The sequence below is a fragment of the Nocardioides jensenii JCM 1364 = NBRC 14755 genome (genome assembly GCF_001552535.1).
Classification (GTDB): domain Bacteria; phylum Actinomycetota; class Actinomycetes; order Propionibacteriales; family Nocardioidaceae; genus Nocardioides; species Nocardioides jensenii.
The window spans coordinates 18052-43019 of the sequence record NZ_BCRJ01000036.1 but is presented as its reverse complement, the minus strand read 5'-3'; the positions used below and the strand labels follow the sequence as shown (position 1 = coordinate 43019).

The 24968-nt window shown below is 70.4% G+C and carries 30 protein-coding genes and 1 pseudogene; 19 read left to right on the top strand and 12 right to left on the bottom strand.

Features of this window, described 5'->3' with window-relative positions:
* Nucleotides 1–213: 213 nt before the first annotated feature.
* Nucleotides 214–1392 carry an alcohol dehydrogenase catalytic domain-containing protein gene (locus NJ4_RS09580; protein ID WP_067433625.1) on the bottom strand — a complete coding sequence of 393 codons (1179 nt, stop codon included), beginning with the start codon at nt 1390–1392 and terminating at the stop codon, nt 214–216.
* Nucleotides 1393–1542: 150 nt separating this feature from the next.
* On the opposite strand from NJ4_RS09580, the gene NJ4_RS09575 reads away from it, so the two are divergent.
* Together NJ4_RS09575 and NJ4_RS09570 are read left to right on the top strand one after the other, a co-directional pair.
* On the top strand, nt 1543–1839 hold the full coding sequence (locus NJ4_RS09575) for a DUF4235 domain-containing protein (RefSeq protein WP_067433623.1): 297 nt from the start codon (nt 1543–1545) through the stop codon (nt 1837–1839).
* A gap of 1 nt (nt 1840) precedes the next feature.
* Nucleotides 1841–2842: an NAD-dependent epimerase/dehydratase family protein gene (locus NJ4_RS09570; RefSeq protein ID WP_067433620.1), complete on the top strand. Its 1002-nt coding sequence runs from the start codon at nt 1841–1843 to the stop codon at nt 2840–2842.
* Nucleotides 2843–2865: 23 nt separating this feature from the next.
* On the opposite strand, the gene NJ4_RS09565 is transcribed toward NJ4_RS09570, so the two are convergent.
* The 4 genes from NJ4_RS09565 to NJ4_RS09550 all read right to left on the bottom strand — a co-directional run bounded on the left by NJ4_RS09565 (nt 2866) and on the right by NJ4_RS09550 (nt 5603).
* On the bottom strand, nt 2866–3177 hold the full coding sequence (locus tag NJ4_RS09565; RefSeq protein ID WP_082748334.1) for a CDGSH iron-sulfur domain-containing protein: 312 nt from the start codon (nt 3175–3177) through the stop codon (nt 2866–2868).
* A complete protein-coding gene (locus NJ4_RS09560; protein WP_082748332.1) occupies nt 3174–4184 on the bottom strand; it encodes an iron-containing redox enzyme family protein in 1011 nt (336 codons plus the stop codon). The genes NJ4_RS09565 and NJ4_RS09560 overlap by 4 nt, the downstream gene beginning before the upstream one ends.
* Before the next feature lie 77 nt (nt 4185–4261).
* Complete coding sequence (locus tag NJ4_RS09555; RefSeq protein ID WP_067433617.1) at nt 4262–4924, bottom strand: methyltransferase; 663 nt, start codon at nt 4922–4924, stop codon at nt 4262–4264.
* A gap of 97 nt (nt 4925–5021) precedes the next feature.
* Complete coding sequence (locus NJ4_RS09550; protein WP_169799235.1) at nt 5022–5603, bottom strand: cysteine hydrolase family protein; 582 nt, start codon at nt 5601–5603, stop codon at nt 5022–5024.
* A gap of 78 nt (nt 5604–5681) precedes the next feature.
* On the opposite strand from NJ4_RS09550, the gene NJ4_RS09545 reads away from it, so the two are divergent.
* Complete coding sequence (locus NJ4_RS09545; protein WP_082748329.1) at nt 5682–7841, top strand: catalase; 2160 nt, start codon at nt 5682–5684, stop codon at nt 7839–7841.
* On the top strand, nt 7838–8320 hold the full coding sequence (locus tag NJ4_RS09540; RefSeq protein ID WP_067433608.1) for a hypothetical protein: 483 nt from the start codon (nt 7838–7840) through the stop codon (nt 8318–8320). Before NJ4_RS09545 ends, NJ4_RS09540 begins: the two co-directional genes overlap by 4 nt.
* 122 nt (nt 8321–8442) lie before the next feature.
* Here NJ4_RS09540 and NJ4_RS09535 read toward each other — a convergent pair whose 3' ends face one another.
* Both NJ4_RS09535 and NJ4_RS09530 read right to left on the bottom strand, forming a co-directional pair.
* Nucleotides 8443–9564 carry a YihY/virulence factor BrkB family protein gene (locus NJ4_RS09535; protein ID WP_082748328.1) on the bottom strand — a complete coding sequence of 374 codons (1122 nt, stop codon included), beginning with the start codon at nt 9562–9564 and terminating at the stop codon, nt 8443–8445.
* The gene (locus NJ4_RS09530; RefSeq protein WP_067433605.1) at nt 9561–9911 is read right to left on the bottom strand and encodes a hypothetical protein; all 351 of its coding nucleotides are present in this window, start codon (nt 9909–9911) and stop codon (nt 9561–9563) included. The genes NJ4_RS09535 and NJ4_RS09530 overlap by 4 nt, the downstream gene beginning before the upstream one ends.
* A gap of 232 nt (nt 9912–10143) precedes the next feature.
* Between NJ4_RS09530 and NJ4_RS09525 the strand changes: the two genes are divergently transcribed.
* The 4 genes from NJ4_RS09525 (at nt 10144) to NJ4_RS09510 (ending at nt 12131) form a co-directional block, all read left to right on the top strand.
* On the top strand, nt 10144–10533 hold the full coding sequence (locus NJ4_RS09525) for a DUF5709 domain-containing protein (RefSeq protein ID WP_067433602.1): 390 nt from the start codon (nt 10144–10146) through the stop codon (nt 10531–10533).
* Between the two features lie 81 nt (nt 10534–10614).
* Entirely contained in the window at nt 10615–11133 is a 519-nt protein-coding gene (locus tag NJ4_RS09520; RefSeq protein WP_245644520.1) for a pyridoxamine 5'-phosphate oxidase family protein, read from the top strand.
* Nucleotides 11134–11223: 90 nt separating this feature from the next.
* A complete protein-coding gene (locus tag NJ4_RS09515; RefSeq protein ID WP_067433599.1) occupies nt 11224–11595 on the top strand; it encodes a VOC family protein in 372 nt (123 codons plus the stop codon).
* Nucleotides 11596–11630: 35 nt separating this feature from the next.
* Complete coding sequence (locus NJ4_RS09510) at nt 11631–12131, top strand: hypothetical protein (protein ID WP_067433596.1); 501 nt, start codon at nt 11631–11633, stop codon at nt 12129–12131.
* Between the two features lie 13 nt (nt 12132–12144).
* Here NJ4_RS09510 and NJ4_RS09505 read toward each other — a convergent pair whose 3' ends face one another.
* Nucleotides 12145–12624, bottom strand: a complete 480-nt coding sequence (locus NJ4_RS09505) for a quercetin 2,3-dioxygenase (RefSeq protein ID WP_067433593.1) — start codon at nt 12622–12624, stop codon at nt 12145–12147.
* A gap of 62 nt (nt 12625–12686) precedes the next feature.
* On the opposite strand from NJ4_RS09505, the gene NJ4_RS09500 reads away from it, so the two are divergent.
* Together NJ4_RS09500 and NJ4_RS09495 are read left to right on the top strand one after the other, a co-directional pair.
* Nucleotides 12687–13301, top strand: coding sequence for a TetR/AcrR family transcriptional regulator (locus NJ4_RS09500; protein ID WP_067433648.1), 615 nt, complete (start codon nt 12687–12689; stop codon nt 13299–13301).
* A gap of 5 nt (nt 13302–13306) precedes the next feature.
* Nucleotides 13307–14068 (top strand): dienelactone hydrolase family protein, encoded by a 762-nt coding sequence (locus NJ4_RS09495; protein ID WP_245644519.1) that lies wholly within the window; start codon nt 13307–13309, stop codon nt 14066–14068.
* A gap of 35 nt (nt 14069–14103) precedes the next feature.
* Here the strand turns inward: NJ4_RS09495 and NJ4_RS09490 are convergent, their stop codons facing one another.
* Nucleotides 14104–15171, bottom strand: a complete 1068-nt coding sequence (locus NJ4_RS09490) for a hypothetical protein (protein WP_067433585.1) — start codon at nt 15169–15171, stop codon at nt 14104–14106.
* A complete protein-coding gene (locus tag NJ4_RS09485) occupies nt 15168–16289 on the bottom strand; it encodes a hypothetical protein (protein WP_067433582.1) in 1122 nt (373 codons plus the stop codon). Before NJ4_RS09485 ends, NJ4_RS09490 begins: the two co-directional genes overlap by 4 nt.
* Before the next feature lie 107 nt (nt 16290–16396).
* Between NJ4_RS09485 and NJ4_RS09480 the strand changes: the two genes are divergently transcribed.
* The 4 genes from NJ4_RS09480 (at nt 16397) to NJ4_RS26635 (ending at nt 18802) form a co-directional block, all read left to right on the top strand.
* Nucleotides 16397–17419 carry a hypothetical protein gene (locus tag NJ4_RS09480; protein ID WP_067433579.1) on the top strand — a complete coding sequence of 341 codons (1023 nt, stop codon included), beginning with the start codon at nt 16397–16399 and terminating at the stop codon, nt 17417–17419.
* Between the two features lie 109 nt (nt 17420–17528).
* Nucleotides 17529–17921: a hypothetical protein gene (locus tag NJ4_RS09475; RefSeq protein WP_157550998.1), complete on the top strand. Its 393-nt coding sequence runs from the start codon at nt 17529–17531 to the stop codon at nt 17919–17921.
* 205 nt (nt 17922–18126) lie between these two features.
* Complete coding sequence (locus NJ4_RS09470) at nt 18127–18492, top strand: YidH family protein (RefSeq protein WP_067433573.1); 366 nt, start codon at nt 18127–18129, stop codon at nt 18490–18492.
* Between the two features lie 4 nt (nt 18493–18496).
* Complete coding sequence (locus NJ4_RS26635) at nt 18497–18802, top strand: DUF202 domain-containing protein (RefSeq protein ID WP_245644518.1); 306 nt, start codon at nt 18497–18499, stop codon at nt 18800–18802.
* 44 nt (nt 18803–18846) lie between these two features.
* On the opposite strand, the pseudogene NJ4_RS26225 reads toward NJ4_RS26635, so the two are convergent.
* Nucleotides 18847–19680, bottom strand: a pseudogene (locus NJ4_RS26225) (phosphatase PAP2 family protein); the annotation flags it as partial.
* A 419-nt stretch (nt 19681–20099) separates the two neighbouring features.
* Here NJ4_RS26225 and NJ4_RS26920 point away from each other — a divergent pair.
* Nucleotides 20100–20675, top strand: a complete 576-nt coding sequence (locus NJ4_RS26920; RefSeq protein WP_067433645.1) for a DapH/DapD/GlmU-related protein — start codon at nt 20100–20102, stop codon at nt 20673–20675.
* Nucleotides 20676–20680: 5 nt separating this feature from the next.
* On the opposite strand, the gene NJ4_RS09455 is transcribed toward NJ4_RS26920, so the two are convergent.
* Nucleotides 20681–21310: a LysE/ArgO family amino acid transporter gene (locus tag NJ4_RS09455; RefSeq protein ID WP_067433567.1), complete on the bottom strand. Its 630-nt coding sequence runs from the start codon at nt 21308–21310 to the stop codon at nt 20681–20683.
* Nucleotides 21311–21388: 78 nt separating this feature from the next.
* On the opposite strand from NJ4_RS09455, the gene NJ4_RS09450 reads away from it, so the two are divergent.
* The 4 genes from NJ4_RS09450 to NJ4_RS09435 all read left to right on the top strand — a co-directional run bounded on the left by NJ4_RS09450 (nt 21389) and on the right by NJ4_RS09435 (nt 24957).
* A complete protein-coding gene (locus NJ4_RS09450) occupies nt 21389–22273 on the top strand; it encodes a LysR family transcriptional regulator ArgP (RefSeq protein ID WP_067433642.1) in 885 nt (294 codons plus the stop codon).
* A gap of 189 nt (nt 22274–22462) precedes the next feature.
* Entirely contained in the window at nt 22463–23338 is an 876-nt protein-coding gene (locus tag NJ4_RS09445) for a lysylphosphatidylglycerol synthase domain-containing protein (RefSeq protein WP_067433564.1), read from the top strand.
* Nucleotides 23339–23470: 132 nt separating this feature from the next.
* Nucleotides 23471–24310: a phosphatase PAP2 family protein gene (locus tag NJ4_RS09440; protein WP_082748325.1), complete on the top strand. Its 840-nt coding sequence runs from the start codon at nt 23471–23473 to the stop codon at nt 24308–24310.
* Nucleotides 24307–24957: a glycerophosphodiester phosphodiesterase gene (locus NJ4_RS09435; RefSeq protein ID WP_067433561.1), complete on the top strand. Its 651-nt coding sequence runs from the start codon at nt 24307–24309 to the stop codon at nt 24955–24957. Before NJ4_RS09440 ends, NJ4_RS09435 begins: the two co-directional genes overlap by 4 nt.
* Nucleotides 24958–24968: the final 11 nt, after the last annotated feature.

Genomic DNA, 24968 nt, shown 5'->3' with positions numbered 1-24968 from the left:
CCGCGATCACGCACAGGTAGGCGGTGAACACGAGACGCACCGTCAGCCTCCTTCGACCAAGCAGTTGCAGGGACCGGGGTGCTGGCGGTGCAGGCTGCTGCCACGACTCGCCAACCGTCCTCGAATCGGCTCAGGAACACGGTGTCGTGGGCGAAGCGCACCTGGGCGCTGGTGCCGATCACCGTGACCTCGCCGGCCCTGGCCGGAACGGGCTCACGGGTTGAAGACGACCTTGACCATGCCGTTGGACTTGGCCTGGAAGGACCGGTAGGCCTCCGGCGCCTCGTCGAGGGGGAGGTGGTGGGTCGCGAACGTCTCGACCCCCAGAGGGTCGCCGTCCTGCTCGAGGAACGGCATCAGGTCCTTGGTCCAGGCGCGCACGTTGGCCTGCCCCATCCGGATCTGCACCTGCTTGTCGAACAGCTGCATCAGGGGCACCGGGTCCAACGCCCCGCCGTACACGCCGGCGATCGAGATGGTGCCTCCACGGCGTACGGCGTCGAATGCCGTGTTGAGCGCCGCCATCCGGTCCACGCCCGCCTTCTGCATGAGTGGCCCGGCGACCCCGCCCGGCAACCTGGACAGCACCTTGGTGAGGCCCTCGACCACCGGAGAGCCGTGGGCCTCCATGCCGACGGCCTCGATGACGGAGTCGGCCCCACGTCCATCGGTGAGCTCACGCACCTGCTCACCGACGTCGCCCCGGTCGAGGTCGATCGTCTCCGCGCCGCGCAGCCGCACCCGTTCGAGGCGATCCGGGACCCTGTCCACGGTCAGCACGCGATGGCCCTCATCGAGCGCGAACCGGGTGGCCATGTCGCCGATCGGTCCGGCACCGAGCACCAGCACGGTGCTCTCCGGCGCGGGGTCGGCGTAGCGCAACGCCTGCCATGCGGTCGGCAGGACGTCGGAGAGGAACAGGAACCGGTCGTCGGGCGGACCGTGGGGCACCGTGATCGGCAACCGGTTGCCGAACGGGACTCGGAGGTACTCGGCCTGCCCGCCCGGGACCTGTCCATAGAGACTGCTGTAGCCGAACAGGCTGGCACCGGTGCCCCGGTCACGGTTCTGCGTGGTCTCGCACTGGGAATGCAGACTGTGCTCGCACATCCAGCAGGTGCCGCAGCTGATGTTGAACGGCACCACGACCCTGTCGCCGACGGTGAGCTCACGGACGCCGGGGCCGGTCTCGACCACCACGCCCATCGGTTCATGGCCGACCACGTCGCCGGGCGTCATGAAGGCCGTGAGAACCTCGTAGAGGTGAAGGTCGGAACCGCAGAGCCCCGTGGAGGTGATCTCGACGATGACGTCGTCGGGGTCGATGATTCGCGGGTCTGGGACGTCCTCGACCCGGATGTCGCGCTTGCCCTGCCAGGTGACAGCCCTCATCAGCTCCTCCTCAAGATCGTGTCCGCGCCCGGTACCCGAATCACCTCCCGGCAGTCACCACCGGTGAGGTGCCCACAGGTGGGTACCGGTTCGGCCACGCGTCCGGCAGCAGAGTGGCCGGTCGCAGCCCGAACGCCTCCAGGAGGAAGCATGAGCAAGGAAGAGAGGGCCAGTACGTCGGCCAAGGTGCTCTACCGGCCCGTGGGGTTGGTCGGCTCGGTCCTGGCCGGTCTGCTCGCCAGCATGGTGTTCCGGTTCGTCTGGAAGAAGGTCGCACACGGCGACCGGGACGACCCGCCGAAAGCGCTGGAGAGTGAGTACGCGCTCAAGGAGATCCTGGTCGCTGCCGTCATCCAAGGTGCCATCTATGCCGTGGTGAAGGCGCTGACTGACCGTGGCGGGGCCAGGGTCTTCCAGAAGGTGACCGGCGACTGGCCAGGGAGCTGACATGAGAATCGTGGTCACAGGCGCATCGGGAAACCTCGGGAGTGCGGCGATCCGTGCGCTGACCGAGGACGGAGCCCACGACGTGCTCGCCGTGGCACGTCGACGTCCGAGCGGGATCCCCTCCGCGGCCCCGACGTCGGTGGAGTGGCGCGAGATCGACGTGGCAACCGCGAATCTCGTGCCCGTCGTGCACGGGGCGGACGTGGTGGTGCACCTGGCCTGGAAGTTCCAGCCCACGCACCGCCCCGACGTCACGTGGGCGACCAACGTCGTCGGAACCCGCCGCGTGCTGGATGCCGTCGCGCGCGCCGGCGTTCGCGCCGTCGTCTGCGCCTCGTCGGTGGCGGCGTACTCACCCGTTGAGCACGACGATCCGGTCGACGAGGGCTGGCACACCGACGGCGCCTCGCCGGCCGCGTACTGCCGGGAGAAGGCGTACGTCGAACGGGCACTCGACGCGTTCGAGTGCGCCCACCCCGACGTGCGGACGGTCCGGGTGCGTCCCGCCTTCGTGTTCCAGAGGTCTGCGGCAAGCGAACAGCGCCGCATCTTCGGTGGCCCGCTCGCCCGACCGTGGCTGCTCGACCGGCGGCGCATCCCGGTGCTGCCCGTGCCCGCAGGGCTGCGCTTCCAGGCCGTGCATGCCGGTGACGTCGGGCAGGCCCTGGCATCGGCCGCCACCAGTGACGTGTCCGGAGCCTTCAACCTGGCCGGAGGTGGGGTGATCGGCCGCGAGGTGCTCGGTGAGCTGATGCGCGCCCGTACCGTCGAGGTCCCGGCCCGTCTGGTCCGGGGCGGCCTCCAGTCGGCGTGGCACGCCCGCGCCGCGCCCGTGCCGGGCAGCCTGCTCGACGCGGTGCTCCAGCTGCCGCTGATGGCGACCGACAGGGCCACCCATGAGCTCGGCTGGGAGCCCCGCCACACCGGCGCCGCTGCACTCGAGGCCGTGCTGAGCGGAATCCCCGATCGGGCCGGGAGTGACCTTCCGCCGTTGCGCCCCTGACCAGGGCCCGCACCGAATGACTCTCAGCCGGCCGTGCCGCCGGCCGGGTGCGTGGTCGTCGGCTGCTCCGGTGCCTCTGGCCGACCCGGAGCCTGGGGGGTGACGAACTTGTGAGTGCCGTCGCACCACGGTTGTCGCTGGGACCGATCGCAGCGGCACACCGCCACCACCGGCCGGGTGACCGGGTGCTCGGTGCCCTCCTGGTCGGTCCACGTCGTCGCCCCGCGGACGAGCAGGGGCCCACCGGGGCAGTGCTGCAGCCGCACCGGTGGTGACGCCGACCCGGAGCCCGATGTCTCGTCCTCCGGTTGGTTGCCGGCGCTCTCGGAGCTCACGCGTCCACCGCGACGAGTCGCTGGCGGGGCGGGGTCTCGCTCCACGAGCCGACGAGTGCCTCTCCCGCGATCTCCGCCATCCGCAGGCAGCTGGCCGCGCCGAACAGCACGTCGTCGGCCAACTCCGGCTCGTCGTCGGTGAGAGCCGCGCAGACATTGCGAATCGCCAGTTGCTCGTGCACCGCGTCTGCCTCGACGTGCTCGTCGAAGTACGCCGCGGTGGCGGCCGGCAGCCCCAGTCGTTCGATGCCGGAGACGATGCGGCGGCACGGAGCCGAGCTGGTGGCCTCGAAGGCGGCCAGATGGCCGAGAGCGGCTCCGCGGAGCCGACGTCTCAGGCCGAACATCGACATGACGTTGTTCATCGCCAGGGTGGCGGCGCTGGCCTCGTCGATGTACGCGCCGTAGCCGCTGTCCAGTGCCATCGCATCGAGGGCCCGCCCGAACATGTCGGCGTGGAGTCGCTCCGGACGTCCGGCGCCGTACTCGTCGTACTGCAGCTCGGCGAGGGCCACCTTGGCCGGGCCGCCGATCCGGGGCAGCACGAAGCTCTGCGGGTCGGACTCCTTGAGGTGGTAGATGCTCCGTTGCCGCATGAAGTCGGCGAACTGGTCGACGGTGGCGCTTCGCTGGAGGAACGTGGCCAGGGACCCACGGTCGAGATCGTCGATCAGCCAGGTCAGCCGACCGGCGAGGTCGCCACCGCGGCGCTGGGCGCGGCGTACGTCCTCCGCGGTGAGACCTCGCAGCTCGCCTTCGAGGCAGCCCTCGAGCATGCCTCGGGAGTGGATCAGCACCGGGTCCCACTCGAGGTCGGGATCGACCCCGTCGAAGCCGCGGTAGTGGAGCTCGAAGAGCATCCAGAGGGCGAGCTGGAGATCCTCGCTGTCGAGGACCTCGCCGGTGGGCAGGGGTAGTGCGGTGACCGCGGGGCCCTCGCACGCACGACCGGCGAGCACGTGGCCCACCTGCTGGCTGAGGGGTCCGCGAGGATCGGGCAACTGCATGGGGCACCTCCGAGGGAGTGGGGACGCAGCGGTACCCCGCGACGGCTGGATCAGCCTAGGGGATCTGCTGGCGCGGATCAGGCGGGCTCGGGTCGGGCGGGACGTCGCAGCAGCACCAGCACTCCACGATCGCCGAAGGCCCGCACCTCGGCGGCGACCAGATCGGCGCGTTCGCTCATCCAGTCCCCGAGTGCATCGGCCTGGGCGATGCTGCCGAGCTGGATCACCGCGGCCCCCCGCGGGTCGAGGCACCGGTCGATGGTGGACACGCACTCCCTGGCCAGATCGAGTCCGTCGGAGCCGCCGTCGATGGCTAGCACCGGGTCCTCGGGAAAACGACCGGTCCGGCTGCTCGGCACCCACGGCGGGTCAGCGACGACGAGGGGAAAGATCTCGCCCGGTTCGAGGCAGTCGTCGACGGCCCGTTGGCGGACCTCCACCCGTCCGGCCAGTCCGGCGACCGCCGCGTTGCCACGGGCGAACTCGCACGCAACAGCGGAGATGTCGACGAGCACGCCGTCACGGTCGCTGGCCCTCACGGCGAGCAGGCCGATCTGGCCGGCACCGGTGCAGAGCTCAAGCAGGGGGCCGGACGGCGCCCCGTGGGAGAGCTCGGCGATCCAAGCGGACTGGGCCGCGGTCCACGGGCGCGGGTCCAGCACGCGGTCGTCGTACGCGATCGGCAGGTCGCCGAAGGTCAGCTGTCGGGTGGGCGGGCAGGACGGCTGCGTGGTGTGCATGCCTGGGTGGTACCCAGCACTGGTCCTGTGAACCCTGCGGTCGGGGACGGGTTTGCGGAGACGGCAGTCTCGGGTGGTCCCGTTCGGGTGGGCCCGTTCAGGTGGGACGGAGGGTGAGGTCCGTGCCGCCGTCGACGATCCGCGCGGTCGTGAGTCTGCGGAACCGGAACTCCTCGCACAGCATGTCGAGCCACGGCTGATGCAGGTCCGGACGGTGCGAGGCGATCGCGTCCTCGGCAAGCACGACGTGCAGGTCGTGGGCATAGGCGTCGGTCGCCGTGGCCGACACACAGGTGTGCGTCGAGACCCCGCAGACGATCAGGAGATCGACGTGGCGCTCGCGCAAGCGGTCGGCGAGGTCGGTGCCGTGGAAGGCGCTGTCCCGGGTCTTCACGACCTCGGCGGCGCCCTCGGTGACGAGCCCGGGCACCGGCCCTGCATCGTCGTCCCCGGCGATCAGGAAGCCCTGGTCGTCCTCGAGCATGCTCAACGTCCACGTCGATTTGTCGGCCTGGTGCTGGGTGCGCACCTGGAAGACCGGGATCTGCCGGTACGACGCCCATCGGTGCAGCTCGTTGCACCGTGAGACGAGCTCCTCCCGGAGCGGCTCGAGGGGGCCCGAGGAGAAGAAGGCGACCTGCATGTCGATCATCACGAGGGCGGGAGTGGCTCCGTTCACCCGCGACAACCTACCCGGCCGGCGTCCTGCCATTGCCGAGCCGGGGTACCGGAAGCCTCCACAGAACGAGGAGGACCTATGGCGTTCGAGAACAAGGCCACCGAGAAGGCGGCGAACCCGACCGCTCCCCAGCAGAGCCAGGCGGGGCCCGAGCCCCGCACCCCCACGGGGGCCGGCACGACCACCGAGACCCGGGATCTCGGGCAACAGGGAGATCTCCTGACCACGGCCGACGGCGCGCGTCTGCGCGACAGTGAGCATTCGCTCAAGGCGGGGCGGCGTGGGCCGGTCCTGCTCCAGGACCACCACCTGCGCGAGAAGATCACGCACTTCGACCACGAGCGCATCCCCGAACGGGTCGTGCATGCCCGAGGGGCTGCGGCACACGGCGTCTTCGAGGGCTACGGCACGGCCAGCTCCGTGACGCATGCGGCGTTCCTCGAGAAGGGCACCCGCACGCCGGTCTTCACCCGGTTCTCCACCGTGCTGGGCTCACGGGGCTCGGCCGACACGGTGCGAGACACCCGAGGCTTCGCCACGAAGTTCTATGCGGCCGAGGGCACCTTCGACCTGGTCGGCAACAACATCCCCGTGTTCTTCATCCAGGACGGGATCAAGTTCCCCGACGTGGTGCACGCGGCGAAGCCACACCCCGACCGCGAGATCCCGCAGGCCCAGAGCGCACACGACACCTTCTGGGACTTCGTCTCGCTGCACACCGAGGCGCAGCACCACACCATGTGGAACATGTCCGACCGCGGCATCCCCCGGTCGTTCCGGATGATGGAGGGCTTCGGCGTCCATACCTTCCGGCTGACGAACCGCAACGGTGAGACGTCCTTGGTCAAGTTCCACTGGAAGCCCGTGCTGGGCGTGCACTCCCTGACCTGGGAGGAGGCACAGCTGGTGGCCGGCGCCGACCCCGACTTCCACCGACGTGACCTGGCCGACGCGATCGAGGCGGGCGCCTACCCGGAGTGGGAGCTGGGCATCCAGGTCTTCCCCGACAACGAGGAGCAGTCCTTCGAGAGCATCGACCTGCTCGACCCGACCAAGCTCGTGCCCGAGGAGCTGGCGGAGGTGCAGCCGATCGGGCGGCTGACCCTCAACGCCAACCCGACCAACTACTTCGCCGAGACCGAGCAGGTCGCCTTCCACCCCGGCCACCTGCCGCCCGGCATCGACGTCACCGACGACCCGCTGCTCCAGGTCCGGCTCTTCTCCTACATCGACACCCAGATCACCCGCCTGGGCGGGCCGAACTTCGCGCAGCTGCCGATCAACCGTCCGCACGCACCGGTCAACGACATGCTGCGCGACGGCTTCGGGCAACAGGGTGTGCACACCGGTGTGGCGCCGTACACCCCGAACTCCATGGATGACGGGTGCCCCTTCATGGCCGGTGACGAGGACCGGCCCTTCACCGACGTCCCGGTCGCGCTGCCCGCCGCGACCAAGGAACGGGAGCTCTCCGCGTCGTTCGACGACCACTTCAGTCAAGCGAGACTCTTCTGGCTGAGCATGTCGGCCCCGGAGAAGGAGCACATCGTCGGCGCCTACGGCTTCGAGCTCGGCAAGTGTCGTGACCCCGAGGTGCAGCAACGTCAGCTGCAGTGCCTGGCCACGATCGACCCGGTGCTCTGCCGCGAAGTCGCCACGGTCCTCGGGCTCGAGCCGCCCGAGCCCGAGGAGCGCGTTGCCGACGTGAGCCCGTCCGCCGCGCTCACCCAACTGGGGGCCGAGTGGCCGCTGGACGGACGCAGCCTCGGCATCGTCGTCGACGCTGACAATGCGCCGGACCTGACCGGGCTGGCCGACGCCGTCACCGCGGCCGGGATGGTGCCCAAGGTGGTCGCCGCACACGGCGGAGAGGTCGGCGGGGTGACCGTGTACGGCACCTTCGCCACGGCGCGGTCGGTGGAGTTCGACGCGCTGCTGGTTCTGGGAAGCCCGTCCACCGCGCCGGACGCGATCGCCGCACGCGACACGAAGGCGGGCGCCGCGGACACGGAGGTTTACGACCCGCGTGTGCGGCTGATGGTCGAGGAGTGCTGGCGGCAGGCGAAGGCGATCGGGGCCGACCGTGTCGGCACAGACGTATTGGCCGCGTGCGGTGTCGACGGTTCCACCGGTGTGGTCACGGGCGACGACGCCGACAGCGTCCTCACCGAGGTCCAGGGGCTGATGGCTTCGCACCGGGTCTGGGAGCGCTTCCCGAGCCGGATCGAGGAGTCGTGAACGACGAGGTGATCCAGGGTCAGCTGCAACACCACTGGGTGGGCGCCACCGGTGGAGTCGCCCTGTTCGAGCGGGTCGGGCGGACTCATCCGGACGCCGAGGTGGCCGCCGAGGTCAGGAAGCTGGCCGCCGAGGTCAACGACGATCGTGAGTCCCTGCGCCAGATCATGGTCTCGATGGGGTTCTCGCCGTCACGGGTCGGCGCGGTCTCCGCCCGCGCGGGGGAGTGGCTGGGTCGGTTCAAGCCCAATGGCCGTGTGGTCAGTCGATCCCCGCTCACCGACGTGCTCGAGCTGGAGGCACTGCGCATCGCTGTCTCCGGCAAGCGGATCGGTTGGCAGGTCCTGCGCCAGCTCGCCGAGCACGACGGTCGGATCGACCCGCGGAGGGTCGAGATCCTGCTGGAGCGTGCCGAGTCGCAGCTGGGCCGACTTCACGACCTCCACCTGCGCGTCGCCCTGGACCGGGAGGTGGACTGACTCAGCCTGAATCCACCGATCGACGGCGTTGCGACGCCGTCGATCGGTGGATTGGGGCTCAGAGACCGAGGTTGCGCAAAGGCGGATGCGGAGTGGAGACCCACCGGCTCGGTGCCGGCAACTCAGTCGTGCTCGGGCGGGTCCTGGTCCTGCCCATGGGTGCTGCGGAGCCGACGTCCGCGCGCGACGTCGGCACGTTCCTTCCTGGCGGCCTTGTCGCTCTTGCGGGTGTCGCGCGGCGGCAGCTGAATCGTCTCCTCGGCGGGCATCCCCGCCTGGAGCTCGCGCCCGCGTTCGACCTCGGCATCGAGCTCGGCCCCGAAGAGCAGGGCCAGATTGGTGACCCACAGCCACAGCAGGAACACCACGACGCCGGCCAGCGATCCGTAGGTCTTGTTGTAGCTGGAGAAGTTCGCGACGTAGAGCCCGAATGCCGCAGAGGCGAGCACCCACGTGAGGATCGCGACAACGGCGCCGATGCTGATCCAGCGGAACTTGGGCTGTTTGACATTGGGGGTGGCGTAGTAGAGCAGTGCCACGATGAGTACGACGACCGCCACCAGCACCGGCCACTTGGCGACGTTCCAGACCGTGACGGCCTGGGACCCGAGTCCGATCGCATCGCCGACGGCCCGGGCGGCCGGGCCTGTGAGCACGAGACCCAGCGCCACCACCGCCGTGAGCAGCACGGTCACGAGCGTGACCAGCAGCATCGCGGGTCGCAGCTTCCAGATCGGCCGGCCCTCGTCGATCTCGTAGATGCGGTTCATGCCACGGCCGAACGCTCCGACGTACCCGGAGGCCGACCACAGGGCCGCCGCGAGTCCGACGACCATGCCGAGCCCGGCGTTGGGTGTGTTGCTCAGCTCGGTCAGGGTCGGCTCGAGCGAGTCCGCGGCGCCCGAGGCACCGACGTCACGCAGGATCTGCAGCAGCGTGTCGACGGTGCTGGTCCCCTGTCCGAACAGCCCCACCAGTGACAGGATCGCGATGGACGCCGGGAACAGCGCGAGCACGGCGTAGTAGGTCAGGGCCGCCGCGAGGTCGGTGCACTGGTCGTCGGAGAACTCGCGGATCGTCTTGCGGGTGACGTAGAGCCACGACGTCCTGGTCAGGTCGCGGGGCGAGTCGGGCTTGTCGGCGGCGTCGTACTGCGCCTCGGTCGTGTGGCCCGGGTTCTCCCTGTCCGGACCGCGGCCGACGTGACCGTCCTGCCCCGTCGCGCTCCGGCCAGTCCGTCTCATTCCGACCTGGCCGGGTTCTCGACGGTGCCCACGATGTCGGTCGAGCCGGCCCCGCCGTGGGAGGAGCCCGTGGAGGACACCCTGTCCTTGGCCAGGGCGGCCGCCTCGGTGGCCTTGCTCCTGGCGACGGCGGCCGCCTCGGTGACCTTGTCCTTCAGCGCGTGCCCGGCCTCGGCGCCCTTCTCGCCCGCCGTCTGACGGACTGAGTCGGCCTGGGCCTGCACGCGGGGGTCGCGCCACACCTTCCGTGCCTGCGCGGCGATCTGTTCGTAACGTTGGCGCCCGGCTCGTGCCCCGAGCACGTAGCCCGCAGCGAATCCGGTGAGCAGTCTCAACTTGCCGGTCATGCCGACCTCCCGTGTCGTGGTGGGCCGCCGAGATCGGAACCAATCGCGTGACGGCAACGCGTGTGTGTCCTTCGGTGCCCAGATGTGGGCGTCACATGCGCCCGGGACGCGGGTTTTCCTCTCCGACGTGGCCCGAGGGCGCCCCTCGCTGCGCTTGCGTCGCGCGGGGTACCCCGTCGATAGGGACCCATCCCCGTTGGATTCTGCTGCCGGGCGGGCTAGCGTCCCCGGCATGAGCGACGACCAACTGCAGCCAGAGGACACGCTCGACGACCGGGGCGTGGACGACATTCTCGACGAGGGCATCTCGCCGCCCGAGCGTCCCCGAGGGGTGACCGCCAAAGGTGTCACCGCTCGCGAGGAGCTCGAGGGCGAGAGCATCGACGAGCGGCTCGCCCAGGAGGAGCCCGAGGTCTGGGCCGAGGCCGAGGCCGAACGCGATGCCGACATCCTCGACGGCCCGGTCGGCGGTGAGGTCGGTGAGGCCAGGGCCGGGCGGCTGACCAGTCCCGACGAGGGCCTCGGCGAGGACGAGGAGTCCGAGCTGATCGGCCACGACGAGGGCATCGACGGCGCCGGAGCCTCTGCCGAGGAAGCCGCCGTCCACGTCTTCGAGGAGTGACGCGACGGTCGACGCCCTGAGCCTTCGCCCGGGGTGGACGCCGTGACGCATCCTCGACCATGATCGAGGGTGGAGGCTCTGATGAACGACCACCTGCAGACCCACGCCCTCAACATCATCGACGCGACGCGCTATCTCGTCCTCGGCACGGTCGACGCAGACGGCCACCCGTGGACGTCGCCGGTCTACATGGCCGCGGCCGGACTCCGAGACCTCTACTGGCAGTCCGAGGTCACCGCCGCCCATTCCCGCAACCTGACCGCGCATCCGCGGGTCAGCCTGGCCGTGTTCGACTCCACGGTCGCGCCCTACCACGGTCGCGCCGTGTACGCCGTTGCCGAGGCCGCCGCACTCGAGGAGGAAGACCTCGACCGGGCCCTGCAGGTCTATCCACGAGCGGCCGAACGCCGGGTTCTGCCGATGCAGCGCGACGAGGTGACCGGCGACGCGCCGTACCGCCTCTATCGAGCCGTGGTCTCGCGGCTGTGGGTGCTGTGCCCGCGTCCACCGCGTCAGCCGTGCCCGTTGCACGATCTCGACCGCGACCACCGGGTCGAGGTGCAGCTCTCCAGCGAGTCCGGTACGACGAACGTGGGGTGACCGCGCATTGCGGCCAGGAAGTGGCCTGAAGGGCTCGTAGCGTGTGACCAGTCGCCCCGGCCGGCGGGGCACGAACCAGGAGGAGCAGCAATGGACTTCAAGATCGAGCTGATCCCGATCGCCGTGGCCGACGTCGACCGGTCCGTCGAGTTCTACGGCACGGGCCTGGGCTGGAGCATCGACTTCGACCAGACCGTCTCACCCGAGTTGCGGTTCGTGCAGGTGACCCCACCCGGATCCGCGTGCTCCATCTGCTTCGGCGTGGGGCTCGAGATGATGCCGGAGGGCTCGTCGCAGTTCATCCAGGTCGTCATCGAGGACGCGGACGCGGCGCTGGCCTACCTGCGCGAGCGCGGCGTCGAGTGCGAGGGCGTCGACGAGCGGCCGTGGGGCCGGTTCGTGACCTTCGCCGACCCCGACGGCAACCGCTGGGCGCTGCAGCAGATCGTGAGGCCGTCCTGAGTCTCAGGAAGCGCCGGCGCCACTAGGGTCGACCCATGGCATCGCAGCAGGTGGACCGGATCAGCGGCCGGTTCCGGAGAGTGGCCACCCGCGAGTACGCCGAGGGCGCCATCGTGATCTCGCACCGTTGGGTCGATGACAAGCAGGGCCGTCGGCGATCCACCGGCCGGTGGTACCGCATCGTCAGCACCGAGGGTGGCCGGGCGATCTTCCGCGTGCTCACCTTCGATCCGACCCTGGTGCGCGGCGCCGGTGGGAAGACCGAGCAGGCTGAGGCGCCTGGCGATGAGGAGGCCGGCGAGCTCGGTGTCGACTGGTCGGGGTGGCTGGCACTGATCGACTACGCCGACGACACCACGGCGCCGCGCACTCTCGACCTGACCCGCGCCCGGTGGTGGCACTTCCCGCGGATCGCGATCACCCACCCCAACCCGGTCTCCCGGGTCGCCCTCCAGGTGTCGGCGGTCGCGTTCGTGCTGGGCGCGATTCCCTTCCTGGTCTCGCTGGTCGGATGGATCGCCGGCGCCGTGGGATGAACGACGTGCGTTCTCACGAGAACGGCGGCGGCCCGAGGATCTCGATCGCGTGGGTCTGTGCGGCGGCCGCGCCCACCCGGGCCATGTCGAGACCGGTCGGGTCGGATCCCTCGATCACCGGATCGCTGGCCAGCCGATAGAACGCCTCGCCACTTCCGGGGGTCTGCAGGCACAGCATCCTGGCCCGCGGCGAGGTGACCATGAACGCGTGCGGGACGCCGCGTGGGACGACGGCGATGCCGCCGGCGGCCAACGTGTGCAGCTCGCCGTCGATGTGGACGGCGATCTCGCCGTCCAGCACGTAGAACGTCTCGTCCGCATCGGGGTGCTGGTGCAGGGGAGTGACCTTGCCGAGATCGAGACTGTCCTCGAAGAGGAGGAAGCTGCCGTCGGTGTCGGCGGAGGTCGCCAACCAGGTGTGCATGCCGCCGCCGCAGAACCAGCGGCGTTCGCCGGTGCCCGGTTCGCGAACGGTGGAGGTGGAGGTCTTCATGGTGCCCCCTCGGGCTACATGGGACAGGTGTCCCATAACGAAACTAAGGTACCGTGTCCGGCATGTCAACGGGTTACCTCGATTCCGGGAGGACCAACCAGAAGCAGCGCACGCGCGAGGCGCTGGTGCGGGCGGCCAGGGACCTGATCGCCCGCGGTGGCGACACGCCCACCATCGAGGAGGCGGCCACTGAAGCCGCGATCTCCCGCACCACGGCCTACCGCTACTTCCCGACCCAGCGGGATCTCCTGGTCGCGGCGCATCCCGAGGTCGCCACGAGCTCCCTGCTTCCGGAGGGAGTCGGCGACGACCCTCTCGATCGGCTGGACGCGGCCGTGGGGGCATTCATCGAGATGATCGCCGAGACCGAGACGCAGCAGCGCACGATGCTCCGGCTATCACTGGAGTCGGCCACCGACACCTCGGCGCTGCCGCTGCGCCAGGGGCGTGCAGTCGGGTGGTTCGCCGAGGCTCTGTCGGTGCTGGTCGAGCAGCTCGGCGAGGACGGCGTACGACGTCTGGCGGTGGCGATTCGCAGTGCCGTCGGCATCGAGGCGAGGGTGTGGTTGGTCGACGTCGCGGGTCTCGACGGCGACGAGGCGAGCGCCGTGCTCCGCTCGAACGCCCGCGCGATCCTGCAGCAGACCCTCGACGAGCACGGGAGAAGGAAGGGATGACGAGCGTGAGCGAGCACATCTGCTGCCCGATGCCGGGCGGCGCTGCGCAGTCGGGGATGGCCGAGGCCTACGTCGCTGGCGACCACGGCCCCGGCGTCCTCCTCTACATGGATGCCATCGGCCTGAGGCCGCAGATCGAGCGGATGGCCGATCGCGTCGCCTCCTGGGGGTACGTCGTCCTCGCCCCGCACGTCTTCTGGCGGGACGGAACCTCTGCGGACCTCGCCCCGACCGGGGATCTGCGTGAGCCGGGCAACCGCGAGGCGTTCTTCGCCTCCGGCGTGATGGACCGGGTCCGGGCGCTGACTCCCGACCGCGTCCGCGCCGACGCCGACGTCTGGATCGACACCTTGCGCGCCCACCCCGGCGTCACCGCCGGCCCGCTCGGAGTGACCGGCTACTGCTTCGGCGGACGGCTCGCCCTGATCACCGGCGCCCACCGACCCGACGACGTCGCGGTGGTGGGCATGTTCCACACCGGCGGCATCGTCACCGACTCCCCGGACAGCCCCCACCTCGTCGTCCCTGACCTCACCGCCCGCGTGGTGGCCGGGCACGCCGACGGCGACGGGTCCAACACGCCCGAGCAGATCGCGGCCTTCGACGAGGCGCTGCTGGCCAACGATGTGCCGCACCGGACCGCGATCTATCCCGGTGCCGCCCACGGCTTCACGATGGCCGACACCTCGTCCTACCAGGAGGCCGGGGCCGAGCGTCACTTCGCCGAGCTGCGGGAGGCCCTGGCCGCCGGGCTCCAGATCGCCTGAGCCAGCTGGGAGTCTGAGCCGGCCGCGGACCGTGCTCAGTCGACGCGGTGCAGCCGACGGGCGGCCCGCACCGGCATCCTGACCCCGTTCTCCAGGGTCGAGACGGTGCGGATCTCGAGGATCCTCGGAGCGGTGTCGACCGGCACGCTGAAGATGGCGCGGCCGACGGAGCCGTTGATCGTGCCCGCCTTCAGGCCGTCCCGCGCGACCAACGGGCGACCGTCGAGGGTCACCCGCGGAGCCGCCTGACGGGCATCGGAGAAGAAGTTGCCGGCCGCGTCGGTGCCGCCGGGGCCGAAGGAGTGGATCCGAACGCCACCCCACAGGGTGCCCTCCTCGGCCCAGCCGAGTTCGTGGTCGTAGGGGTAGAGCGTGAGGTAGCTGGCCAGGAATCCCGTGCTCAGCGGCTGGAAGGGCTGCCGATCGCTGACCGGGCCGTAGTCGCAGTTGTCCTCCACCTCGACGCAGTCCGCGTCGAAGTTCGTCAGTGGCACGTAGAGCGCCTGGGCCACGCCGGCGTCGATCTCGCCCGACGCGACGTCGACGATCTGGGTGAGGCCGTCGTACTCCACCTCGACGCTGAGGTCGTCGATCTCGACGTCGTGCGACAGCGCGACCACGATGCTCCCCTCATCGGGGGAGTCGGAGGTCTGACCGGGGCGCGGGAGGGTGGCGGAGCCGAGGGGGATGGTCGTGTCACCGGCGATCAGACGCATCACCGCGGGGTGCTGCTCGGCGTCGCTGGCAGCGACGTCGGCACGTTGCCGGAGAGACCAGCTCAACGGAACCAGAGTGCCGCCCTCGGGCGCGTGCACGGCCTTGGTCGAGGTGCCCTCGATCAGCTCGTCGTCGAGGGCGTCGGTCGGCTGCCCGATGGTGACGTCGACCTCGCTCTGGGGCAGGAGCACGGTGTGTTCCAGGCCGTAGGGCTCGGTGCGCAGCGACCGGGTCTCGCCCGCCACCAGCACCTCGGCGGGGTCACCGCGGAGCTGGCCGACCAGTCGGGTGCCGAGGACGATCGCGGTGATGGCCAGCGCGATGCTCAACAGCGCCCGCAGCGTGGGCATCCAGCTGGGCGTGGCCTCGTTCTCGGTGGTGCTCACGCCAACTTCCTTCCCGGGACGGTCCACCGGATCGCGGCGCGTTCGGTGCGGATCGTGAAGCCGATCTGGCCGCGGGCACGGATCCGGGTGGTGACCGTGAGATCGCCGGCCGGCCGGTCCTTGGCCACGTCGAAGACGAGCTGGGTGCCCTCGGGGCCGAGGACGTACTGACCGAGCGCCTTCATGCCGGCCGGTGCAGCCAGACTCGGCCTGCCGTTCAGCTTCCCCGAGATCGCCAGTGTGCTGGAGTAGTACGTGTCCGTCGGTGCCCCGTCGTCGACCGTCACGTCGATCTGGTTCGGTCGCTCGATCTGCACGGCCAGGAACTCGCGTCCGGGCTCGGCCCAGCCGAGGCCGTCGACGTACGGCGTACGCATCACCTGCGCCACGCGGCAGTCGACGTACTGCGGGTAGGGAAGGGTGATCGGGGAGTCGTCCAGACGGGTGAACCTGCCGCAGCTGAAGCTCGTGCGGTTCTGGAACTGCTCCTGGATCGTTGGCAGGCCCGCGAGGTCGACGAACCGACCCGGGTCGACGGAGCCGTCGGAGGCGTCCACGACCTGCTCCTCGCCGTCGAGGCGTACGACGACGGACAGGTCCTCCGGGTGGCCCTGGACCGCGACCCATCGGTCCTCGCTGCGCGGGTTGGTGCCGGCAGGGTCGAGGACGATGCCACCACGCCCGGACAACGGGTAGTCCGTGCCGTCGGCCCGCAGCACGAGCTCGACCTCGGAGACGTAGCGCGCAGAGATGACCGTGAGTGGGAAGCTCTCCTTCGCGTTCACCTCGACCCGCACGAAGCTGCCGTCCTCGGGTGCCTGGACGTTGGGTCGTGCGCCGAGCAGGTCGGGCAGGTCGTCCTGGGGCTCGCTGACGCCGACGCTGACCCGGCCCCACGGCAGCAGCACGTCGCCGGTGGTGCGGATCGAGCCCTGGGACCAGGAGTCGGTGAAGATCTGACCGGCGTTGGCGTGGGGACGGTCGTCGCTGTTCTTCACCACGACCAGGGCCGCCGCGAGGGCGATGACGGCGAGCACCAGCAGCACCGGGAGGTAGCGGACCGAACGCGCCAGACGTTGTCTCACCGTGGCGGCGTCCGCCGGATCGTCATGGTTCACGAACCATCTGTTCCCGGCGGGGTGTGCTCCCAAACAGTGACGCAATCGCGATCGCGAGTCGTACGCCGTCACGACGTCGCGGCGTCGCGGTCCCGTATCGTCGCCCCGTGCCCAACGAACCGACCTCCCTGGCCCAGCAGCTGCTCGATGCGCAGGTCCGCCACCACCTCGACCGGCTCACCGGTGACCAGATCGCGGTCACGGTGACCGGCCTGGCCGACGGCCTGTTCGCCGCGACGGGGGAGCACCAGATCGCCGACCTGGTGGACCGTGAGGCGATCACCGCGGTGGTGACCCGGGCGCTCACCACGGTCCCGGGCAGCGCCGCGGTCAGCGGCATCATCGAGCTGGCCGTGCAGGTGGCGTACGACGGCCCGACCGAGCCCTATCGCGTCGGCGACCTCGTCGATCGCGAGCGGGTCGAGGCGGTGCTCGACTCCGTGCTGGGCCTGACCCCGGTGCTGGAACGCGCACTGGAGCGGCTCACCGACAGCCCCCTGGTCGGCACCATGGCCTCGAGGTTCATGGGTCGCATCGTGGGCGAGGTGCTGCAGGCCAACAAGGCGGTCGCCGACAAGGTGCCCGGCCTCGGCTCCCTGATGTCGCTGGGCACGAGCGCCGCGTCCAAGGTGATGGGTGCCGCCGACAAGCAGTTCGAGGGGCTGCTCGGAGACACGGTCGGCAAGGGCGGCACGTTCGCCGTACGCCGTCTGAACCGGATCATCGTCGAGACCCTGCGCGACCCCACGACCCGTGAGGCGGTGCTGCAGGTGTGGGACATGGTCGCCGCGGAGCAGGTGACCGGGCTGCGTCGAGTCGTGGAGCGCGACGAGATCGACGAGGTCGTCGACTCCGCACACGAGCTGGTGATCGGCCTGCTGGCCGACGACCACATCGCCCAGCTCGGGGGAGTGGTCGTCGACGGCTTCTTCGAGCGGTTCGGTGGCTACACCCCGACCGAGCTGCTCGACGAGCTCGACATCGACCGAGCCGACATCGTCGCCGACCTGGTCCGGATCGCCCCGGGCGCGCTCGACGCGCTGCGGGAGTCCGGCGATCTCGAGCGCATCGTCCGCGCCCAGCTGGCGCCGTTCTACGAGTCGGCCGAGGTGCGCGACCTGCTCGGCTGATCGCGATTGTGGGCTCATCCGATCGGTCACGGCGGATGACCCGGAAGCGCCATGCGAACCACCCGTGTGGCACCTGGGTTCGAGGTGTCCGTGCTCCTACGCTTGAGCCATGGCTACGTTGGGGGCAGCACCAGGGGGAGACGGTCTCAATCGCCTGTTCGAGGCATCGCCGGACCGCGAGGTCCGCACGTCCGCGGCGGCAGAGATGGCCTTCCTGGCCGGTCTCGTCGCGGCCTTCACGGCACCGTTCACCGCGGTGCGCGCGCTCTCGTTGATTGCCGGCGTGATCGCACTGGCCTTCGTGCTGGTCGGCATGGCCGCGACGAGTCGGCCCCACGTCGCCGGCCGCGCGTTGGTGCCCGCCGGGCTGATGTTGGCCCTGGCCTCGCTGGTGATGATCGGCATGGGCTACGCGGGCTACGACACCGCGTTCGGTGACGCGGCGGTGCCCACCTTGAGCGGTTGGTTGGCCGACCTGCAGTCCTGGCTGCACCTCGCATGAGCTTCACGATGATCCGCGGTGGCGCCGACGGCGCCCCACCTGAGGCCGACGTGCACTTCCGCAGCCACGCTGACCCGTCGTGAGTTCGCGCTGACCTGTCGTGAGTTCGCGCTGACCTGTCGTGAGTTCGCGCTGACCTGTCGTGAGTTCGCCGTTCTTCGGGAGCGCGCGGCACGTGAGCCCACGGCAGTGGGAGCATGAGGCCATGAGCACAGATGATGACCGGCGCTGGCCGCGCTTCGTCTACGAGGAGGGCGACGAGCCCGACTACCGGTTCTCGTTCGCCAACGAGCGCACCTTCCTGGCCTGGATCCGCACCGCGCTCGCACTGCTGGCCGCCGGTGTCGCCGTCGACGTGGTCGACCTGTCGCTGAGTGACGGGGCGCAGCGCACCCTGGCCGTGGTCCTGGTCGTCGCGGGCCTGCTCACCGCGGTCGCGTCGTGGGGCCGCTGGGCGTTCTCCGAGCGCGCGATGCGCCGGGCCCTGCCGTTGCCGTCGTTCAGCCCTGGGGCGTTGTTCACGCTGGTGGTGGCGATCGCGGCGCTGATCGTGCTCTTCGGGCTCCGCTGACGTGGTGCGTGACACCGGAATCTCCAACGAGCGCACGGCTCTGGCCTGGCAGCGCACCGCGCTCTCCCTGGTCGCCGGGGCCGCGGTCGTGGCCAGGCTCGGCGTGGACAAGGCCGGTCCCGTGCTGGTCGTGCTGGTCGGTCTCGCCGCGGTGCTCGGGCTCTGGATCTTCGTCGAGAGCTCGGGTCGCTACCGGCACTCGGCCGGCTCGTCGGTGCGGGTCCGCGGCCGGGGCGGCCGAGCCGCGCTGGCGCTCACCGTCGCCACCGTGTTGATCGGTGCGGGAGAGCTGTTGCTGGTCCTGCGCTGACCATGCGCCCGTCCGCGCCACCAGATCACCAGGCCCAGCGACGCGAGCACGATCGCGTCACCGGCGATCGCGTCGAGGAAGTAGTGGTTGCCGGTCAGCACGACGCTGACCACCATCAGCACCGGGATCGTCCGCCCGGCGGCCCGGGCCCAGGCATTGCCCGACTCGCGGACCAGGGCGATGCCGACCAGCAGGTCCCACCCGACGTGGAAGCTCGGCATCGCGGCGTACGGGTTGGTGAAGGCCGGCGGCTGCAGCACCCGGTAGGCATTGGTCTGTGTGGTGACCGTGTCCAGGAACCCGAGGTCCATCAGCCGCGGTGGCGCCGTCGGGTGCAGCGCCACGATCGCCATCCCGACCAGCCCCGAGATCAGCAGGGCGTTGCGATAGACCGGGTAGGCGTCCGGTCTGCGCCACGCCAGCCACACCAGCACGAGCGCGATCACCGGCCAGTGCCCGTAGATGTAGATCGTGTTCGCCACCGTCATCACCCCGGGCAGGTCCAGCGCGAAGGCCTGCACCTGCTGCTCCACGAAGATGCCCAGGCTGCGCTCGAGCGCGACCAGATCGTGCGCGTTCGCGGTGGCGGTGCTGGCGCTCCCGACGGTCAGGCCGCGCACTCCGAAGTAGACGGTCACCGCGACCAGCAGCAGCCCCAGCTGCCGGGCCACGAACCAGGCCCGGCCCGTCGGCTGACGATCGGTACGCCGGTCCGCCGTACGCAGACCCGCCGTACGCCGACCCGCGGGCGTCCCGGGGACGCTGGTCACCTTGCGGCGGGGTAGCGCGGGCTCGGCTCGCGCGGGCGGGACGAGGGTGCTGGGACGGTCGAGGAGGCTCACCTGTTCAGGGCACCACTCTGAGCGGGTCGGCCACATCCGGCGATCCCCCCATCTCTCCCCGGAACGCGATCTCGGGGATGACTCAGGGAGCCGGGAGTCGGACGCGGCCCGCGCGCCGAGGCGGGCTCAGGCAGTACGTAAGGAGGGCGGGGACTCCAGGTGATCCGCACGATGCCGCAGGTCGTCCTGGTCTGATGTGAGGATCTCTGTCGGGCAGCCGCCATCTCGTCCTCGGGGATTTTGCCGGCCAGCCGCTCGTAGTCGGCGACGCCGGCCAGCCCATCTCTGAGGAGCTCACGACGAGCGACGGCGGTCATCCGTGCCGACACGCTGACACCCTCGCGCAGCTGCCGCCACAACGCGTTCATGGACGTCGGCTGTCGATGGCACCAGACGTCGACGACAAGCAGGTTCCGGATCGGCGGAACCCGCGCTCGAGTGGCAGGATCGCGGGCATGGAGCTATCCGATTTCCTGGACCACGTGAACCACGGCGAGCTGATCGAAGGCGGGTCGGAGGCGCATGCGTTCATGCACGGCGCCGCCCAGGAGGCGCTACGCGTCGTCGCCGAGCTGAACTCCGGCTACCGCACGCCCGAGGAGGTCCGCGACCTGCTGAGCCGACTCACGGGCAAGACGGTGGACGCGTCGGTCGCCGTCTTCCCGCCCTTCTACAGCGAGTTCGGGAAGAATCTGACCCTGGGAAGAGATGTGTTCATCAACATCGGGTGCCGCTTCCAGGACACCGGAGGCATCACCATCGGCGACGGGTCGCTGATCGGCCACGGCAGCACCCTGACCACGCTCGACCACGGGATCGACCCCGATCACCGGGCGGACATGATCCCGGCACCGGTCGTGCTGGGGCGGAAGGTGTGGCTGGGGGCGGGAGTGACGGTCGTTCCCGGCGTGACGATCGGCGACGGGGCGATCGTGGGCGCCGGAGCCGTCGTGACCAAGGACGTGCCAGCCAACGCCATCGTTGCCGGGATACCGGCCAGGTTGATCCGGATGACCGGGTTCGAGGCCTGAGAGAGCTAGCCCGCGGCCAGCCTGATCGCCACGAGCACCATCGTCGCCGCGATCAGCACCTCGAGCACCTGCCAGGCGCGCGGGCGCCGGAGCACCGGCGCGACCAGGCGGGCGCCGAACCCGAGCCCGCTGAACCAGACCAGGCTCGCGGTCACCGCGCCGATGCCGAACCACCACCGTCCGTCCAGGCCCGCGCCGCCCCCACCGCTGTGCGTGGCCGCGATCGACCCGATCAGCAGCACGGTGTCGAGATAGACGTGCGGGTTCAGCCAGGTCAGGGCGACGGCCCGGCCGACGACCGTACGCCGTGACTCGCCGCGAGCCAGCGCCAGTCCGTCGGCGTGCAGCGACTCGGCGTGGAAGGCACGCCGCAGCGAGCCCGCCGCGTACCAGAGCAGGAACGCGATGCCGAGCCAGCGGACCACGTCGATCACCCACGGGGCTCGGTCGACGATGGTGCCGATGCCGCTGACCCCGGCGGCGATGAGGACGGCGTCGGAGACGGCGCAGACCGCCACCACGGCCGTGATGTGGTGCCGGATCAGGCCTTGTCGCAGGACGTAGGCGTTCTGCGCGCCGATGGCCACGATCAGGGTCAGTCCCGTGACGAAGCCGGCGAGGGCGGAGGCGGTCATGCCTCGAACCTAGGCGCTGGCACTGATGAAGAACAGCGAATGTTTCTTCAGGTCCTGAAGTCATGCTTCACTGACCTCATGCAGATCGACCCGATCCAGCTGGAGACCCTCCTGGCGATCGCTGAGGAGGGCTCGTTCGACGCCGCGGCCCGGAGGCTGCACGTCACGCCCAGCGCGATCAGCCAGCGAGTCCGGGCGGCCGAGCGGGCCGCGGGGCAGGTGCTGGTCCGAAGGACCTCGCCGGCGGAGCTCACCGACGCCGCTGCCCCGCTGATGCGCCTCGGTCGACAGTTGCGTCACCTGACCGCCGAAGCGGCCTCGGTGATGGGCAACGAGGCTGTCGTCGACCTCGCGGTCGCGGTGAACGCCGACTCGTTGGCGACCTGGTTCCGACCGGTGCTCGCGACTTTGGCAGAGGCGCCCGCGACGGCGGTACGACTGTTCGTGGAGGACGAGTCGCTGTCACACGACCTGCTGCGTCGCGGGGAGGTGCTGGCCGCGGTCACCGGGGAGCCCCGACCGGTGCAGGGCTGCTCGGTCGAGCCACTGGGCACGATGCGCTACGTCCCCGCCGCAACCCCGGCGTTCGTGGAGCGCCACCGACGGGGGAGAGGGTTCGACTGGTCGGCCGCCCCGGTGGTCGTCTTCAACGAGAAGGACCGGCTCCAGGACGGCGTACTCGCCGCCCACGGCGCGACCCGGCCCGCGGTCGTCCACCGGGTGCCGAGCTCGGCCGACTTCCACGAGGCCGTCCGTTGCGGTCTGGGCTGGGCGACGATCCCCGAGCCGCAGTTCGACCAGACGGGCGCGGCCGGCGACCTGGTCCGCCTGCCCGGGGCGAAGCCGATCGGGGTTGCCCTGCACTGGCAGCGCTGGCGACTCGAGAGCCCGGCCCTGGACGCGCTCACAGAGGCCGTACGCCGAGCCGCGGCCGACGTGCTGCGTCGCCCTCGCCGAGCCTGATCGGGCGGCGCGGGCCGGCGCCACCGTCCGGACTACGTCACACTCTCTGGTTGTCGACGGCGCGATCGCGTTACCTTCGATGTGTCGGGGGACGCACAGCGGGTTGGACCAACGCAGTTTCGCCCGACGTTCACGAGCCTGCTCCACCGAGGCGGGCTCCGTGCTGGAAGGCGAGCTCGAAGAGTTGTGATGCACCTGCGCACCATTGTCCACTCCAAGACGGTGCTGGTCCTCGGCATCGCGGTCGCGGTCGCCGTGCCGGCGTTCACGCTGCCTCGTCTGCCGTCGGTCTCGCCGTGGCCGATCCTGCTCGGTCTGCTGCCCTGGGTCGTCGGCAAGTACGTGCTCTGCCCGCTGCGCTGGCGGGCGCTGACCAACGCCGACTTCGGTCGCCGTTGGTTCCTGCGGGCGTACGCCGAGTCCGAGCTGCTCGGACTGCTCACTCCGGGTCACGTCGGGGCGGACCTGTGGCGGATCCGCCGACTGACCCACGCCGATGTCGCCCGCGGTGACGCCGTGGCCAGCGTCGCGGTCGACCGGACCGTGGGAGCGGTGGGGCTGGCGATGTTCGTGGTGTTCGCCGGGTCGGCGCTGCCGTGGCGGATGATGCTGACCGCGCTGGCGATCGGCGCCGCGTTCGTCGTCGGGTTCCTCGTGGTCCGGCGCATCCGACCACAGCTGCTCCCACTCGGCCCGATGCCGCCGCCGAGGAAGTTCGCGCACGCCCTGGCCCTCTCGGCGGCCTACCAGGCCTCGATCGCGATGCTGCTGCTCGGCACCCTGGGCGCCACCGGCTACACGCTCTCGCCGCTGGAGCTGCTCGGTGCGTTCGGCGCCAGCCAGGTCGCCGGTGCGGTGCCCGGCCCCAACGGCGCCAGCCCCCGCGACGGCGCGCTCGTGGTCGGCCTGGTCGCGCTCGGCGTCCCGTGGACCGCGGCCGCGGCCGCGGTGACCCTGAAGGCGGCTGTCGCCTGGTTGCCCGCCCTGGTCCTCGGCGGGGTCAGCCTGATCGCGACCCGCCGGATGCTCCGCCACTCGTCCGCGCCGGCGCCTGCCGCTGCCTGACCATCTCGGGATGAGCACCTCCGCACAATGAACAGCTCCCGCGAATGAAACGCAGTCCTCCCAATTATTTGGGAGGACACCTCGGGGTCTCCCGCGCCACACTGGCAGCAGGGAGGTGGAGTGGTTCGCTGGATGTGGCTCTTCAAGCAGGCACTCCTCGTCGTCAGTGGCGTCGGGGCCTACTTCGGTGTCCGGGGAGCGACCGAGGGGTCGGTGGATCTCGCGGTCCAGCACGCGCACCTGATCGTCGACCTGGAGAAGAGCCTCGGCATCTACCTCGAGAAGACGCTGCAGGAGCCGTTCACCAACTCCGGGGTCCTGGCCACCCTGGCCAACTGGGTCTACATCTGGGGTCACTGGCCGGTCATCGGAGCAACCATGCTCTGGACCGGCATCTGGCACCGTGACGTGTTCCTGCGGTTCCGCGACGCGATGCTGGTCTCCGGGCTGCTGGGCATGTCGATCTTCGTCTTCTTCCCGGTGGCGCCGCCGCGGCTGGCCGGCCTGGGGTTCATGGACAGCGTCACCGAGCGCTCGTTCTCCTACCGCGTGCTCCAGCCGCCCGCGTTCGTCGACCAGTACGCCGCCATGCCGAGCCTGCACGCCGGATGGGACCTGCTGGTCGGCATCGCGGTCGTGACCGCGGCGTCGTCTCTGGCGCTGCGTGTGTTCGGCTTCGTGATGCCGGTGCTGATGGCCGTCGCCGTCGTGGTGACCGGCAACCACTTCATCCTCGACGTGGTGGCCGGGGTCGTCCTGGCGCTGGTGGGCCAGCTGGCCAGCCTGGCGCTGGAGCGTCGCCGGGCGCGGCGATCACAGAGTCGTGCCCCCGACGTACGGGAACCGGCCCGACACCGCGACGGCAGAGTCCTCGACGGCAGCGGACCTGTTGACGGCGACCGCACGGGTGACCGCGCCGTTCACGACGGCGTACGAGACACCCAGAACGGCGACTGGCAGGAGGCGTCGTGAGCCTGCTCGCGATCGCGCACCGCGCCGGCAACTCGCTGTCCGGGCTGCACGCGGCCAACGAGCTCGGCGTCGACGTCATCGAGTGCGACATCCACCGGCACCGCAACCGGCTCGAGGCCACCCACCTCAAGAGCGCCGGCCCGTTCCCGTTCCTGTGGGACCGCTGGGAGCTGGTGCCGGCCTCGGCGCCGAGGCTGGGCCTGCGCGAGCTGCTCGAGGCGGACCGACACGGCACCACCTTCATGCTCGACCTGAAGGGGATCGGCACCGGTGTCGGCGCCGCGGTGGCCCGGTTGCTGGGCACCGACGGCCACCGCCGGGCGGTGCTGGTGTGCGGGCGCAACTGGCGCGCGGTCGAGGAGGTGGCCGTGCTCGAGCACGTGCGACCGGTGCTGTCCGCCCGCAACCAACGCGAGCTGGCCGGCCTGTGGCCGAAGATCAGCGGCGGCACCGTGCACGGCGTCTCGGTGCACAACTCCCTGCTCGACGAGCCGGTGGTGACACGGCTGCGGGGTCACGTCGAGGTGGTGATGACCTGGCCGATCAACGACCTGCAACTGCTGGACCGGATGGTCGACCTCGGGGTCAACGGCGTCATCAGCGACGAGCCGGAGGTCCTGGCCGAGGTGGTCCGTCGCCGAGGCTGACCGGGCACTCG